Origin of the sequence: Glaciecola sp. 1036 (assembly GCF_050306235.1) — a bacterium.
Classification (GTDB): Bacteria; Pseudomonadota; Gammaproteobacteria; order Enterobacterales; family Alteromonadaceae; genus Glaciecola.
This window is the reverse complement of the sequence record NZ_JBLWFH010000005.1, coordinates 126,085-142,405: the sequence shown is the minus strand read 5'-3', so window position 1 is coordinate 142,405 and position 16,321 is coordinate 126,085. Positions and strand designations below refer to the sequence as shown.

Below are 16,321 nucleotides of genomic sequence, written 5' to 3'. Positions count from 1 at the left end.
AAAGTTAACTTTAGGTCAAGCATTTTTTTAGGTATTTTTCTCGTCAGGAATCTACTGTTGCGGGTTTTCAAATCTTCGAAGAGCCCTTTAAGTCAAAGTGAAGATTCTTCATCTTATTTCCCCGTTTGCTTGCCGAATCTGATAAGTTTGATTAGTCTAAAACAACATCAAGTTAACTTTAGGTTGTTGCCATGGTGAAGAAGCTCAAGACAAATAATCAAAACAATCCGGGGGCGCGTTTGCTCAGTGTCGGCGAGGTAGCCAAGCGCAGTGGTGTAACTGTGCCAACGATACATTTTTATGAATCTAAAGGATTGATTACTTCAACCCGAAATTTAAGTAATCATCGGCAATATCCAGCCATTACGTTGCGCTATATCGCCATTATTCGTGTGGCTCAAAGAGTGGGCATGTCCCTTGAAGATATAGGCCAAACCTTAAAGCAAATTCAACAAAAGCAAAACTTAACTGCTAGCCAATGGAAACAAGTTTCAGAACAATGGCGAGATGGTTTGAATGCACGTATTCATAAACTTGAGCGACTAAGAGATGAATTAGATTCTTGTATTGGATGTGGTTGTTTATCGTTAAAAGACTGTCCACTTCGAAACCCTAAGGATGTACTAGCAGAACAAGGGCCAGGGGCGATTATTTTAGAAAGGCCGTAAAAAAGCGCGAAATTATCTTCAAGACAATTTCGCGCTCTTGCATTTAATTAACGGCTGGCGAGTGTCATCGCTTATGCCGAGCTGGGGTTAATTATCTAACGTCTTTAAGCAACTCTTTAATAGCGCGCTCAAGTTGTTGGTCTCGTCCAGCGGAAATCACTTCTGGCTCATTCACAACTAAAATATCAGGCTCGGTTTGGTTGTTCTCTAGCCATTCACCTTTTTTGTTTTTCGCGCTAATAGGCACCACACCCCAATAGCCGCCTAAAGGTAATCCTTCCCAGCCGGCGAAACTACAAGTACCAGGCACAGGCGTACCAACAGATTTACCCAATTTAAGATCAGTGTAACCACTCGCATAACAATGGCCGTCACTGTACATAGACGGATTGAACAGAGTAATAATTGGTTTGGTATATCTTGATGTAGGTTCTCCACCAACCACACGTTCTTCAGTTGCGTAAGTTAAGAATTTTTCTCCTGTGAAGAACATTGCTAAGTCAGCCACCAGGTCGCCACCGCCGTTATTACGGGTATCAACCACCATAGCTTTCTTATCAAAATGCTTGCCCAACATCACATCAAACACGTTTCGGTAGGGACCATCACTCATGCCTGGAATATGCACATATCCCAAAGTACCTTTTGATTTTTCCAAGACTTCTTTTTCGTTGATTTTGACAAAGCGGTCGTAAAGTAAATCTTGCTGCTCATACAAACTGATTGGTTTAACAGTGTATTCTTTGGTTTCTCCCGAAGCCGTTTTTAAACCTAACAAAACAAATTTATCTGCTTGGCGATTTAACAATTTTGACCAATCCATATCATTGGTAATAGTTTCACCATTGATAGCGGTGATACGCATTCCAGCAGTTATATCAAATTTAGCTTTATCTAAAGGTCCGCCTTTGATCACTTCGGTAATCAAGATGCCATCTGAATAATCACTGTGATCATAGAAAATACCTAAGGCTGCTGTGCTATCACCATCACGCATGCTACTAGAATAACCAGCGCCCGCATGGGATACATTAAGCTCACCAATCATTTCACTTAATAATTCAGTAAACTCGTAACCATTACCCACGTGACTAACCAATGGCTTGTACTCTGAATACATTTTCTGCCAATCGATACCATGGAAACTTGGTTCATAGAAAATCTTAGACGTACGAAGCCAAACATGATCGAAAGACGACTGCATTATCGCTTCTTCATCCATCTCCATTTGTGCGTTTATGCTTACTGGTTTGGCTCTGCCTTTATCCAAGTCAACTTCAGAAATTCCGCCATCAGCTAACAAATACAGGTTTTCCATTTTTGGATCCCAATGCAAGCTAGCGTAATTTTTATTCAAGCTGACCGCTTTTTCTGTTTCTTGAGTTCTAAGATTGGTTTTCCATAAATCCAATCTACCTTCAAAGCGAGTTAGATAATAAAGGGTATCAGCGTCTTTATTCAAAACTGCATCTGATAAACGGGAAGAATGAATCGTCAGTTTTGCTGTACGCTCCTGTAAACCATCCCAATCTATTTCTATGGGGTCTACTTTTTCTTCTTCATCTTTTTTATCTTCATCCTGCTCGTCTTCAGGTTTTTCTTCGGCTTCTTGTTGTTCTTTCTCGTTTTCTTCATTTATTTCATCAAGAGCCTGCATTAATTCGTAATCATCTTCACTAAGACGGTACTCGTCCCAAGCGTCTTGAGTCAAAAATAATGCATAAACGTCTTGTTGAGTTCTACCGCTAGTTGCATAACTACGCATGCCGTCGCGGTTACTGAACCAAAGTATTTGTTTACCTTCATTTGCCCACTTTGGAGAACTATCAGAATAGCCACTTGGAATCAGTACTTTAAATTTCTCACTGCCGTCTGCTTTCACAATAGCCACATCAGAATTGTTTAAAAGCTTCTCATGCTCGAACACCAACCATTGGCTATCTGGGCTCCAAGAAAAAGTTTTATCCCCGGCTCTAAAGGTATACATCTCTTTTGAGGGCACTAACGTAGTCGCTTTATTTGAATCAAGAGACATAACACGCAAGGTTCTACGGTCTTCGATAAAGGCCATTTTCTCGCCATCGGGAGAAACTAAAGGCTGGGTGTAATCTTTATCTCCCACTAATACTTCAGACTCTTTCAGCACAGTAGATGCGTAGAAGAAAGGCTCACTTTCTCGGGCCTTTTCCGTTTTATAAATTCCCCAGTTGCCATTACGCTCTGAAGCGTAAATAACCCCATCTGCATCATCGGTAAATGAAACGAAAGCTTCGGTTTCAGGCGTCTTAGTAATCTGTTTTGTAAATGCACCATCTTTAGCCGAAACGAAAACGTCGCCATTAGCTATAAAGGCAATTTGTTTGCCGTCAGGTGATATTGCAAGCTCTGAAATATCGCCATTTACCGAGGCCAATTCAAAGCTATTATCAATATCTTGCGTTCGAATATTTACACTCAGTTTTTTCGGTTTTTCACCCTCTGTCATAGTGTAAAGTTCGCCATGATAAGTAAACGCTAACTTACCACCACCTTGAGATAAAAAGCGCACTGGATGAAGTTTAAAATCAGTGATTTGCTTAGTAGATTTAGGTCGGCTCAAGTCTAGGCGATGTACGTTAAACGTACCGCTTTCTTCTGATAGATAATAGATGTCATCTTCATCTTGGCTGAATGCCGGATCGCGATCTTCACCTTTAAATCGAGTCAGTTGCTCATGAGATTGAGCTTTTATATCGTAGCGCCAAATATCTCTAGTAACAGCTGATGTGTGGTGTTTACGCCAATAGTTTTCTCGGCCTTTAAAATCTTCGTAAATCAAAGTAGTGCCGTCTTTGCTAATACTGATATTTTCTGCTGTCGTAGTAAACACCTGAGAGATTTTTCCTCCAGTTGCTGGTACGGCATAAACTTCGGCGAATCGACTTGATGGAAACTCGCGGTGTTCTTTGGTGTCCATTCGGTGACCAGTGAAATAGACACTGTTGTTGTCAGGTGAAAACGTGGATGGAATTTCATCCGTTGAATGATAAGTCAGTCGTTTTGCGCTGCCGCCAAGCGCGTCCATGACATACACATCGAAGTTGCCGTGTCGATCAGATGCAAAGGCTAACTGCTGCCCGTCATGGCTCCAAACCGCGTTGTAATCATGGGCCTTATGAAAGGTCAGTTGAGTCGCGTCACCTCCTTCGGAAGAAACTCTAAATAGGTCTCCTTTGTAGGTGAAAACAATGTTCTGGCCATCTGGCGATATTGAAGCATATCGAATCCATTTTGGCGTTACTTGCGCCGAAACTCCTACCGACATAGAAGTGAGCATCAAAAGTGCAATAAATTTTTTCATAGAAAGCTATCTGATCCATCTCATGTGAGGACACAAGGAGTCCCCAAAATTAAACCACCAACGAGCATAAGTGCCAGAGCGCCGAGAGTAAAGACGCTAATCCGGTTAGTTGATGTGAAAGCCTGAAAAAACTGTTACAAATTATGAAATATCGACTTAGGCCCCAGCAATTTGCATTTCACTGATTAAAATTGAGCCAGTTTGCAAGGAACCTCTAACTTCCCTTTCTTGACCAATTGCCTGAATATTATTGAACATGTCACGCAAATTTCCTGCCACCGTAATTTCATGTACAGGATATTGAATAATCCCATTTTCCACCCAAAAACCCGCGGCACCTCGGCTGTAATCACCATTTACTATGGATACGCCTTGTCCCATAAGCTCAGTGATCAATAATCCGGTGCCCATTGTTTTAAGCAATTCGGCCTCTGACTGACCAGTGTCACTGACGATCACATTATGCGTACCACCGGCGTGTCCGTTAGACACCATGCCTAACTTTCTCGCCGAGTAGCTGGTTAACAGATAATCTTGCAGCACCCCATCCTTTACAATGTCCATGTCGAAAGTGCCTACACCTTCATCATCAAAAGGCGAACTTGCTAAGCCTTTTTTAATGTGTGGACGCTCTGCTAATGCTAACCAATTCGGGAATAATTGCTGTCCTTTGGTATCTAATAAAAATGATGATTTTCGATACAAACTACCGCCACTAATTGCCTTAATAAAACTGCCAAAAAGGCTAGAGGCAATTTCTCGATGAAAAATAACGGGGGCTTTTGTGGTTTTAATTTTTCTCGCATCAAGACGTGAAATGGTAAGTTCTGCTGCCTCTTTCCCGATTTCTTTGGCTGACTTTAACTGGTCAGGTTCTCTTGATACCGTGTAGGCATAATCTCGCTGCATATCAGTGTCGTTCTGCGCGATAAGTACACAACTTAAGCTGTAACGACTGCTTGGAAATCCAGCAATCAGACCATGGGTATTTCCGTACACTCTCACTTCTACGTTTGCATTGTATGAGGCACCATCAGAGTTGGTGATTAGGGGACTAGTTTCCATACCAGCAGATTCTGTTTCCAGAGCAATTTCTAACGCTTTTTGAGTGTCTAACTCTTGTGGGTGATAAAGGTCAAGATCTGGGATGTTAGTCGCCATTAGTTCTTTATCAGCTAGTCCAGCACATTCATCTTCAGAGGTATATTTAGCGATTTCAACCGCTTTCTCTACTGCTGTTTTTAGCGCTTTAGGGCTCAAATCTGCGGTTGAAGCTGTGCCTTTTTTCTGCCCTACATACACACTTATTCCCAATCCACCATCATTGGTGAACTCTACTGTCTCTACCTCTTTAAGGCGGGTTCCAACGGATATACCTTCATTTTTAGAGATACTAGCTTCCGCCGCGGTGGCACCCAATTTTTTAGCTAAATTGAGGGCATCTTCTACGACATTTTTAATTTCTGATAATTGTTGTTCTACCTGCATAATGAACTTTCGCTGTGCAAACTTGTGTTGGCTAGTTACAATTACCCTAGTCTAGCATTAAGTAATGAAAAAAACGCGATATGAATCAACCTGATGATTTTGAACCCTACAACGACGACGATGAACTTGTCAGTAAGACCCAGTTAAAAAAAGAAGCCGATGACCTGAAGAAGTTAGGCTTGGCGCTTTTAGAACTAGGTCCAAACCAGCGTAAAACCATGCCTGTGGACGACGAGTTGGAAGATGCACTAGTTTTAGCCAGCAAGATAAATCGCAAAAAAGATGGTTTTCGTCGACAAATTCAATTTATTGGTAAACTTCTACGGCAACGTGATGTAGAGCCTATTGCCCTAGCGCTAGAAAAACTTAATTCCGCACACAACCAAGACGTTCAGAGATTTCATAAGTTAGAAAGAATGCGTGATGCATTAATCGCCAATGGGGATGATGAAATTCAAAAGGTAATGGATACTTATCCTTTAGCAGATCGTCAAAAACTAAGACATTTTGTGAGAACGGCTTTAAAAGAAAAGCAAAGAGAAAAGCCACCCGCGGCTTCCCGCGCTTTGTTTCAATATCTCAAGGAATTAGCCGAAGGACAGTGATCTTTTGATCACCTGTCGATAACGCAATTTCGCCCCTCCTGCTTGCCCTGATATAACAGGGCATCAGCATGACGAAGGGTCGCATCTATGGATTTCTTCTCATCAATACAAGATACACCACAGGTAATGGTCAAGTTAATGGTAACACCATTCACCAGATACGATTTTCCTGCGATGGTCATACGTAATTTTTCAGCAACAGATGCGGCTTCCTCTTTAGAGGCATTAGGAATTAAAATGACAAACTCTTCGCCGCCCCATCTTGCCACTACATCCTGTTTACGCACACTGCTCTTAATATCATTTGCAATTTCTACCAGGGCTTTATCTCCCACCTCATGACCATAACTATCATTTACATCTTTGAAAAAATCGACATCGATAAGTACTAGAGAAAATAGTTTTTCAGCTCGGGCAAATTCAGAAAATGCTCTTTTAGCAACTTCGTAAAATCCTCTTCTATTGTAAGTGCCTGTTAAAGGATCTTGAGTAGCAAGCAGGCGCAGTTGCATATTGGCCTTGGCTAAATCTAGCGTTCTAGACTGGATTAATTCTTCCAACTCTTTTGATCGACGCAGAAGATGAGCAGTGCGCCAGCGATAACAAAAATAAATAAACCCTAGCCCTAATATTATCCAAAGTGCAATGGCATAAATTGTTTTCCACCAAGGATAATCAACCACTACTTTGAGTTCTTTCCAATTGGGGTTCCATTCTCCATATCTATTGGTCGAGCGAACTTGCAGGCTATATTCCCCTGGGCTGAGATTAGTGAACATAAAACCATTCTCCCCCTTATTCAGCGTCTGCCATCGACTATCAAAGCCAATCAAGCGATAGGCGTATTGGATCGCCTCAGGGCTACCAAACTCTAACGCTGCGACTTCAATATTAAGAATGATATCATCGGGTTTAAGCACTACAGACTTTTGTTCAAATGAAGGAGATAGGGTGATGGGATGGTTGGTTTCGCGTTCGGAAATAATTTGCCTTTTACTCACCACTTCAACCTTAGTGAGCTTTAGTACAGGCATCCGAGTGTCTTTGCGGATATCAATAGGATTAAAATAGGTCAGTCGTTCTCCGCCTGCAAAAAGAATTTCGCCGCTATCTAGTTTTGCATGAGCGCCTATGTAATAGCCTGTTGAACTGGCACCATCAAATTTATCAAACAATTCTAAATTGCTTAGGCTAGGGTTAATTCGAGCTATACTTTCTGCCGTCGAAACCCAATAGTTTCCCATATCGTCTTGTACAACTGCACCTATAGATAAAACACCCAAGCGACTATTAGCAAATAATCGCTTAAAACTAGGGGGCGAATTTATCTTATTCATAGTCATCAAACTTAGTCCAGCCCCCTGAGTACCAACGAAATACTCATTTTTCGACTTTTTAGAAATCCAAGTAACAACGTTGATAGGGAGGCTTTCAGGATCCCCTTCATCGTTTCTAAAGCTTCTGTACTCAAAGGTTTCTAGATTGATTAAATGAAGTCCATTTATAGTTGCAACAAATACATAATTCGGATCTTCGTGATTAAGTATGCTGGTAGTTAATTCGAACGGCCATCTATGCATGACCCGATTTTGTTTCGGATCATACAGAAAAAGTCCATCATCATAGGACCCAACCAAAAGGTAGCCGGCAGATGTTTCTCTAACGGTGTAAACTGGTACATCATCAAATGCCACAATTTTAATGTTCCCATTCGGTGGAATCTTGCCTAAACCTAACCTTGTAGCCAGCCAAACATCACTGGTTTTTTCTGATTCATACACAGAAATAAACTTGTTCACCGCACCTGTTTTATTTTGAGTATCAAGCATGTTAAAAGATTGAATTGTATTTAAGTTTTCGTCCAATTTATGCACACCATCATCTGAAATTAGCCACAAATTATCGTTTTTGCGGTATACAAACTTGGTTGATGCATCATCATTATAAACGCGAGATTTAAACAGCATATTCCTTGGGGCAGTAATAAATAGACCGTCGTTTAGGGTTCCATAGGCAATTTTTCCATCGTTTAATTGAAACAGCTTGTGCACGTATTGATATGTTTTCATTTCTGCTGCTTGGCCATAATGATTATATTCAATTAAATCTGGATAATTTCCATCTGGGGCAATGTGTATACCGCGACTAGTTGCAATCCAAATAGAATCATCTTTCATTTGCAATATATCGTTTATGACTATCCCTTCTAACAAAAGTGGAATCTCAATGGGCACCATCGATCTATTAGAATTCAACTTAAACTTGTGAAGCCCTTCTCCATTGGTTCCAACCCAAAGAATGTCGTTATTGTCGATTACTGCTTTGGTGACTTTTTTACCCTTTAAGTACTCATTAACCACTAAGTTATTTAACGGGTCAAAGATAAACAAACCATTGGTGGTCGCAATTGCGAGATAGTCATCAAAAATAGTCGTAATGTCATAGATGTAAGCGCTAAAATTGTTAGTTTTAATAAATCCTTTTTGAGGATCCAAATAATACAATGACTTGGAACTACCTATCCAAACTTTGCCACGGTCATCGATAAAAATTTTGCGGATAATGTTGTCGACGTCGTTTTTATTGACTAACGCATGTTTAGCTACTTTTCCATCTTTTGCACTAATGGAGTTTAAGCCAGTCATTGTCGCTATCCACATATCTCCAGATTCTGGATCGACCGCCATGTCATAGATATAGGAGCTGGTAAGTCCTAGATTGGCACTAATCACGTCACCATAATTCATAAAATTCTTACCGTCGAAGCGATCAATACCCATTTGAGTCCCTAACCAAAGAAACCCATGTAGATCTTGTTCGATGCTTTTGACAGTGATTTGGGACAGACCGTGCTCTACTGTGTATTGGCGTGCAGGTGCGTATTCATATGCAAAGCTTAGTCTGCTTAGAATGAGTAAACAGCAAAGACAAGCAAGCTTACGAAATGTTAGACAGGGATTGAGGTTCAAAACATACATTACGTAAAACCTATACTTCCTTTTACAAAGCAACACCTAAAGGACGAACACCTGACCGAAAGAATACCAAATGAACGTTTCACATGACTACCAAAGTATAAGTTTACATCTATTTGACGAATTCACAATGTATAAGATTATGAAAATTGTTATCAAGATTCATTTATTTTAACATTTTATAAACATTTCCTTTGAAATAACGTATTGAAGTTTCTAGTATTAACAGGGTTAACAAAATTTATTTTTTAAAATGATGTAACTCGCAGAGATAGGATTTGTGACCTTTACATCAATGACTGGACACTTCACATGCACAACAACAAATTTTTTGATTTACGGATTATGTGTTACCTAATCTGTGCTCTTTTACTTATCAGCTGTGGCGGAAATGACAATGATTTTTCTGATGTTGAAAGGCCGACTCCACCAGCACCACCAACGCCTGAACCACCACCCGCCACAGTTACCGCCTTTGATCCTGATGGGGTGTTACAAGCTGACATTAGATATACCCAATATGGCGTACCGCATATAGTTGCGGATAATTTAGAAAGTATGTCTTATGGTGTTGGTTACGCCGCTGCAAAAGATAATATTTGTATAATCGCTGACCAAGCCATTCGCTTTAATTCCCAACGCGCTAAATATTTAGGACCAGACGCAAATCCAGGTTCAGGTGATTCAGCCCATGTTATTAATGATTTCGCTTACCTTACTATTGGTATTAGGGAAATTGCCGAAGACAACTTTGCCGCTATGAGTGCTAATACTCGCGCGTTGATATCGGGCTATACCAAAGGTTATAACAGGTATCTAGCAGATACTGGATTGGCCAATATAGATCCCTCATGTGCAAATCAACCTTGGGTTAAACCTATTGACGAAATCGATCACTTTACGATTCTACTTGGTATAGCTTTGCTACCAGGTGCTGCTAATTTTGAATCAGCGATATTTGCCGCAGCTCCGCCAGGGGTAGATTTTAGGCCTAGACAGCTGTCAATTGAGGGTTCTAAATTAAAATTTGATCCAGCAAAAATGGATTTATCAGTTCCACAGGTGAATCCTGATGAATTAGGCTCAAATGGTTGGGGACTGGGTTCGGACAAAACGGAAAATGGCATGGGTATGGTATTGGCCAACCCACATTTCCCGTTTACCGGTAACTTACGTTTCTGGCAATTCCATACCACTATTCCTGGCTTTTTAAATGTCATAGGTGGTTCTCTGGTAGGTACTCCTGGCATAGTCAATATTGGTTTCAACGAAAATCTCGCTTGGACACATACATTTTCTACTGCAGAGCATTTTGTAGTGTATCAACTTACACTCGATGAAGATGATGCCAACGGGCTGACTCACTTAGTAGATGGTCAGCGTCGCACCATTTATAAGAAAACGATGAAAATTGACGTTGCGGTTGGTCCAGGGGTTTCAATTGAGCTGGAAAAAGATGGTTATTACACCAATTATGGTCCCATGATTAATGTGCCTGGTAACTTTGAATGGGGACCTAACGATAGTGCATTTGCCATAAAAGATGTCAATCTACCCAATTTCGATATAGTTGATCATTGGCTAGGGATGAATCTTGCAACCAATATGGATGAATTTAAACAAGCATTCCAACAGTATGATGGCGTAATCTTCAATAACACTATGGCAGCTTCGAGATCCGGTGAAGTTTTCTACATCGATGACTCAACGGTACCTAATTTAACGTCCACCGCAATGGATCAATTGGTCAACAATCCTCAATTGTCGCAAATTCGCCAATTAGCTGGCTTTACTGTACTGCCTGGATTCGCTTCTGTGTTCGACTTTAACGGACCCGTTCCGTACGAACAAGCGCCAAAGTATAGTGGCACTGACTATGTGCAAAATTCTAATGATAGCTTTTGGCTTACCAATTTAGACAACCCAATCACCGGCGTATCTCCCTTGTATGGTCGCGTGGGCAATCAACAAACCTTGCGTTCTCGCCATGGTCAATTGTTAATTCAGCAAGCCGCTGGCAGTGATGGACTCTTCTCACCCACAGAAGTAGAAGAAGCACTCTTAGCCAACAAGAGTTTACTGGCAGATTTAGTGCTAAATGACCTAGTTAGCCAATGCGCGGCCAACGGCGCTAACCCAGTTGATGTAAATGGTACTAATGTTGACATTAGTCAAGCCTGTGGTGTGCTCAATAATTGGGATGGCACTATGAATGTAGATAGTGTTGGCGCACATATTTTCCGAGAATTTGCCTTTGCTTTTGGTCGCAATTGGGTCAACGATTTTGATGTAAATGATCCGGTTAATACCCCCAATGGATTAGTGGACAATCAACAAACCTTAGTTGAGCTTGCACAAGCCGTGAAAAACATCCAAGACGCAGGCATTGCGCTAGATGCTAACTTTGGTCAGGTACAATTTGTTGAGAAAAGCGACGGAAATGGTAACCCAGATGATGAACGCCTGCCTTGGCCAGGAAGTCACAATGTAGAAGGTGGATTTAACGTATTTCGTCCGGCAAATTCTAATAACGGCACGACAATTCCTCGACATACTTATCCCACACTAGCAAACTCAGAACTATCGGCAGCAGCGCCTGGTTATCATATTAATTATGGAAGTAGCTGGATGATGGTGGTTAACTTTACCGAAGCAGGTCATGATGCTAGAGGTATATTGTCTTACTCTCAATCAACCAATAGTGAATCCGACAGCTTTAATGACCAATCACGAGTGTATAGTGAAACTTCTAGACTACGTCCAATTCACTTTACCGAAGCACAAATTAGTGCCAATTTGGTAAGTGAAATGCAGTTGGACTCAAGCCAAGAATAACAACGAGTTGATGTTGCGTCGAGAAAAGGGCGTTTCCGCCCTTTTTTTATATTTCTTCGTCGGGATAACGCAACCCCCACTTGGCGCGTAATTCATCCATTATTTGCATTATTCGCAGGCTCTTGCTTGGGGGCAGGATAGGACTTTGCTGCTTATTTTCGGCTAAACATTGCTGAAAATGTGCTATCTCAAAATAGAAATTTTTATCCCCACTGAAAGGCGCGGTAAATTGGTCAACTAGCTGGTTATCTCGGAAGATTTGAAACCCCTGGGCACCTAAAAAATGGGGAACCTTAATACGACCTTTTTCACCATAGATATTCGCTTCAATAGCTGGATCACATAAGAAACTCGAAACTAAATTAGCCGTCACGCCCCCTTGATATCCGAGTTGATAGCTAGAGGTTTCATCTACCCCAGTATTTGTCATGACAGCATTGCCAGTGATGGTTTCAGGCATGGCATCCATCACAATGTCGCTGAAGGTAATTGGATAAATGCCCAAATCCAGTAGTGCGCCTCCAGCCAAGGACAAATTGCGCAATCGGCTTGTATCCGGTACATCTTTATAAATGTTAAATTGCACAGAAATGTGTTTAATGTTTCCAATAACACCCTTTTTCAACTGTGACTGAAGTTCAAGAATGGCGGGGAGAAACCTAGTCCAAACAGCTTCCATGAGTAATAAATTTCTTTCTTGCGCCAGCCCATATAGATTTTTAGCCTGCTGAGCGTTTAGCGTTATTGGCTTTTCAGACAGTACATGCTTGCCCGCCATCAGACTTTGTTTAATATGTTGGTAATGAAAATTATGAGTGGTAGCTACATATATCGCGTCTATGTCAGGGGAGCTAAGAAGTGCATCGTAATTCGCAAACGCTTGTTCAACACCTTGTTCTTCAGCAAATACCTGAGCTCTTGAATATTCGGAGGCCGCACATCCGTATAGTACAGCTTCGGACAAATATTTGGCTGAGCTTACAAAGGTCTTAGCAATATTTCCACAGCCTATAATGCCCCATTTTATTGTCATCTATCTTCCTTAGCGAGTTGCCTGCATTCGAATTTACGTCAAAGACCTATGGTCAAACGAGAGGGTCAGTCTGAACAACTGTGACTGGCTTTTCAAGTGCTTTGTTTTACTTCCAAAAATCCAATAGCTAACGACAAGTGTTTGATTTGTTTCATGCGCTAGTCAAAAAGACAAATCACTATAAAAATTTCCATCATCTAGCCGATATAAATACTAGCCTAGTCGCTAATACTAACGCCTTTACTCCAAAGAACCGACAAGCGGAATATAAATTTAATGTCAAATATACTGTCTTCTGTAGATTCAAGAACAAAATTAGTTGGGGAGAACCGTTTAGAGCTGTTGCTCTTTAAACTGGGTACAAGACATACATTTGCGCTTAATGTATTTAAGATCCGCGAAGTAATAACGCTTCCAAAAATGAATCAAATTCCTGGAGCTCATCACAATATAAAAGGCGTTATTAATGCTCGAGGTAAATCTATCCCAGTGATCGATTTACGTTCAGCTATTAAATTACCCTTTTGTGAAGACGAATATGAAGGCACCAATGTCATCATTACTGAGTATAATCGTAGTGTTCAAGGTTTCTTAATCGGTCAAATTGTAAAAATCATCAATACCTCTTGGAACGAAATACAGCCGCCGCCTAAATCAGCAGGTAAAAATCATTTTTTAACGGCTATCACCCGAGTTAAAGATGAAAAGAAAGATGAGCTAGTGGAAATTATTGATGTAGAGAAAGTACTAGCAGACATTATTGATTATGATGTGCAAGTATCCCAAGAACTTCTGCAGCATGAAGTTAGTGATCATCTTGCAGGTAAAAAAGTGTTAATTGTTGACGATTCACCTGTCGCCAGACAACAAATCCAAAATACCCTATCTCAACTGGGCATTGAAATTATTGAACGCCAAAATGGTCAAGAAGCATTAAACCTTCTTAAATCGTGGGCAGATCAAGGTAAGAAAGTCACTGATGAAATATTAATGCTTTACACAGATGCTGAAATGCCTGAAATGGACGGTTATCGTTTAACGGCAGAAATCCGTCAAGATCCTCGCATGAATGACCTATTTATCACGTTAAATACATCGCTTAGCGGAAATTTCAACCAAGCTATGGTCGAAAAAGTGGGGTGTGACAGGTTCATATCTAAATTTCAACCAAATGCCTTAGTAGAAGTGGCTTTGGAGCGCATGGAACAGGTATTGGAAGCAATAAAAACTAGTCAGAATTAACATTTTCCCCCTTAAGCTTGTTCAACCGAATCTATTAACCCCTTATACTAGGAATAATATTCACAGTATAAGAATTCTAAATTGTTTGAAGTTATTGTATTAGGCATTGGTCTTAGTATGGACGCCTTTGCCGTCGCCGTAGGTTTTGGTGCAAAAAAGTATAAAAACCCGGTCAAAATCGCACTGCTCAGTGGTAGTTATTTCGGTATATTTCACGGTATTATGCCTGCTATCGGTTATTTAATCGGTGTTGAGGTAGTAAGTTGGATGGAAGAATACGCGCGCTGGATTTCATTCTTCCTTTTGCTGTTTGTTGGCGGCAAAATGATTTACGAAGCTGCAACTGGCTTAGACGATGACAATGTCGAAGACATAACTCACAAAGTACTTTTATTGTTAGCCTTTGTGATCAGCATTGATGCTATGGCAGCAGGCTTTACGTTATCATTACTTGCCGTTAATGGCTTTATCGCATGTATTTCTATCGCCATAATTACCTTTTTATGTACTTGCTTAGGTGTTCTGGTGGGTAACAAAACCGGTGTTAGATTTGAAGAAAAAGCGGAATTTGCGGGTGGTATTATTCTAATCTTGATTGGTTGTAAAATTGTCTTTTTCTAACAATGTTCAGCTTGTTGACTATTTACAGTCAAAAAATCTGATTTAGCGTAAAAGGGAGCCAAACCTATCTCTTCAGACAATTGATACACAAATAAATTACCGTCTCTTTTTGGATTTTGTAATCCTGCTTTAGCACTTGTCACACATAGCAGATCCATATTGGGTCCACCAAGGGCAATGCAAGTTGGTTGAATTGCGGGGATTTGTGCTTTAAACAAAGTAAGTCCTTCAGGGGATACAGATTGAATACAACTTGCCGCCCAATTAGCAAACCAATAATTCCCTTGAGCGTCAATTGTAGCGCCATCCGGTACTCCCAAAGTTGTTTGGGTAAACAAATGTTCGTCGGTTAATTTATGGTGTTCTTTATTGGTTTGATAGCGATGTATTTTTTTACTAGGTGAATCGGCAAAAAATAAACAATCCGACTCAGGAGCGAAAGCCAATCCGTTGGAAATTGCAATCTCATCAAGCGTTTTATTGACTACAAGTTTACCTTCAATAACATCACAACAGTACAAGGCGCCGGTTTTTGGTGTGGGCTCAAGACCACTGTCATTCATGCTACCAAGCCAATAACGCCCATGTTTATCACAGGTGCCATCATTAAATCGATTTAAGGGTAAATTCCCTTCTAATGAGGCGAGTAAACGAAATATTTCTGTAAAAGGGTCAAAAAGTGCTAAACCTTTATCATAAGCCACTAATAAATATGAGGAATCTTTGATGAAAGCAAAACTTGAAATGCGATGAGGTGTATTTACAACCTCCAAAACATTAGATGCTGGAGACCACAAATAAAGCCTTTTACTTAGAATGTCTGTCCAATAAAATTTCTCTTGTTGCGCATGCCACCTGACGTTTTCACCTAGCATATTTTCGCAAGCTATTTCATTAATTAACGGAAACTCGGTCATTTTTATCATTTACGCAATGGTTTCCCTGTGCAAATTTATTAGCTAACAAGTCAAAGAGTAGCGTTTACAACTTCATCTCATTCGCTCGTTGATATAATTGATCAATAATCTGTGATAACTGTTGCTCTTGCTCTGAGTTTAAACAAGAGAGTAATTTTCTTTCATACTCCAAAGATAGAGGAACGATTTCATTGTAAACTTCAGTACCCGTATTCGAAAGGTGTAGCTCCGAGCGTCTTTTATCTTCTTTTGAAAGCGTGCGGCATATTAGTTGACGTTGCAGTAATTTACTAACAGCTCGACTGATAAGAGATTTTTCTATTTGTGTTTTCACTGACACTTCATCAGCTGAAACCCCAGGATACTCTCCTAATACAGCCATAATTCGCCACTCTGTTATGGAAAGGGCAAATTTATCCTTGTATGACTGGGCAATTTTGCCGCTGACTTTATTCGACAGCACCGAAAGTCGGTACGGAAGATATCTTTCCAATGTTAATAGGTTTTTTTTATTTGGATCCATAGTTGTACTGCAACAATTCGTCTATTAATAACAATGACTGATTTAACCATTAAAAGTCAACCGAGGAGATAATC

11 protein-coding genes are annotated in these 16,321 nt (G+C 40.5%); 5 read left to right on the top strand and 6 right to left on the bottom strand.

Translation table 11 applies throughout. From position 1 onward, the window contains the following. Nucleotides 1-191: 191 nt before the first annotated feature. Nucleotides 192-668, top strand: coding sequence for a redox-sensitive transcriptional activator SoxR (gene soxR / locus ACNKW3_RS09255; protein ID WP_427399011.1), 477 nt, complete (start codon nt 192-194; stop codon nt 666-668). Nucleotides 669-759: 91 nt separating this feature from the next. Here soxR and ACNKW3_RS09250 read toward each other — a convergent pair whose 3' ends face one another. Beyond that, the gene (locus ACNKW3_RS09250; protein WP_427399010.1) at nt 760-4,008 is read right to left on the bottom strand and encodes a S41 family peptidase; all 3,249 of its coding nucleotides are present in this window, start codon (nt 4,006-4,008) and stop codon (nt 760-762) included. 156 nt (nt 4,009-4,164) lie between these two features. After that, entirely contained in the window at nt 4,165-5,496 is a 1,332-nt protein-coding gene (gene pmbA, locus ACNKW3_RS09245) for a metalloprotease PmbA (protein ID WP_427399009.1), read from the bottom strand. Between the two features lie 80 nt (nt 5,497-5,576). On the opposite strand from pmbA, the gene yjgA reads away from it, so the two are divergent. Continuing rightward, nucleotides 5,577-6,101 (top strand): ribosome biogenesis factor YjgA, encoded by a 525-nt coding sequence (gene yjgA / locus ACNKW3_RS09240; protein WP_427399008.1) that lies wholly within the window; start codon nt 5,577-5,579, stop codon nt 6,099-6,101. Nucleotides 6,102-6,109: 8 nt separating this feature from the next. On the opposite strand, the gene ACNKW3_RS09235 is transcribed toward yjgA, so the two are convergent. After that, nucleotides 6,110-9,079, bottom strand: a complete 2,970-nt coding sequence (locus tag ACNKW3_RS09235; protein WP_427399007.1) for a diguanylate cyclase — start codon at nt 9,077-9,079, stop codon at nt 6,110-6,112. Nucleotides 9,080-9,388: 309 nt separating this feature from the next. Here ACNKW3_RS09235 and ACNKW3_RS09230 point away from each other — a divergent pair, with 309 nt between their 5' ends. Further along, entirely contained in the window at nt 9,389-11,911 is a 2,523-nt protein-coding gene (locus ACNKW3_RS09230; protein WP_427399006.1) for an acylase, read from the top strand. Between the two features lie 46 nt (nt 11,912-11,957). Here the strand turns inward: ACNKW3_RS09230 and ACNKW3_RS09225 are convergent, their stop codons facing one another. Further along, the gene (locus ACNKW3_RS09225; protein WP_427399005.1) at nt 11,958-12,944 is read right to left on the bottom strand and encodes a Gfo/Idh/MocA family protein; all 987 of its coding nucleotides are present in this window, start codon (nt 12,942-12,944) and stop codon (nt 11,958-11,960) included. Nucleotides 12,945-13,220: 276 nt separating this feature from the next. On the opposite strand from ACNKW3_RS09225, the gene ACNKW3_RS09220 reads away from it, so the two are divergent. Then, nucleotides 13,221-14,186 (top strand): chemotaxis protein CheV, encoded by a 966-nt coding sequence (locus ACNKW3_RS09220; RefSeq protein ID WP_427399004.1) that lies wholly within the window; start codon nt 13,221-13,223, stop codon nt 14,184-14,186. Nucleotides 14,187-14,267: 81 nt separating this feature from the next. Further along, nucleotides 14,268-14,807, top strand: a complete 540-nt coding sequence (locus tag ACNKW3_RS09215; protein ID WP_427399003.1) for a manganese efflux pump MntP family protein — start codon at nt 14,268-14,270, stop codon at nt 14,805-14,807. On the opposite strand, the gene ACNKW3_RS09210 is transcribed toward ACNKW3_RS09215, so the two are convergent. Next, nucleotides 14,804-15,733 carry an SMP-30/gluconolactonase/LRE family protein gene (locus ACNKW3_RS09210; RefSeq protein ID WP_427399002.1) on the bottom strand — a complete coding sequence of 310 codons (930 nt, stop codon included), beginning with the start codon at nt 15,731-15,733 and terminating at the stop codon, nt 14,804-14,806. The two genes, ACNKW3_RS09215 and ACNKW3_RS09210, sit on opposite strands and share 4 nt — an antisense overlap. Before the next feature lie 55 nt (nt 15,734-15,788). Then, nucleotides 15,789-16,247 (bottom strand): MarR family winged helix-turn-helix transcriptional regulator, encoded by a 459-nt coding sequence (locus ACNKW3_RS09205; protein WP_427399001.1) that lies wholly within the window; start codon nt 16,245-16,247, stop codon nt 15,789-15,791. Nucleotides 16,248-16,321 lie beyond the last annotated feature (74 nt).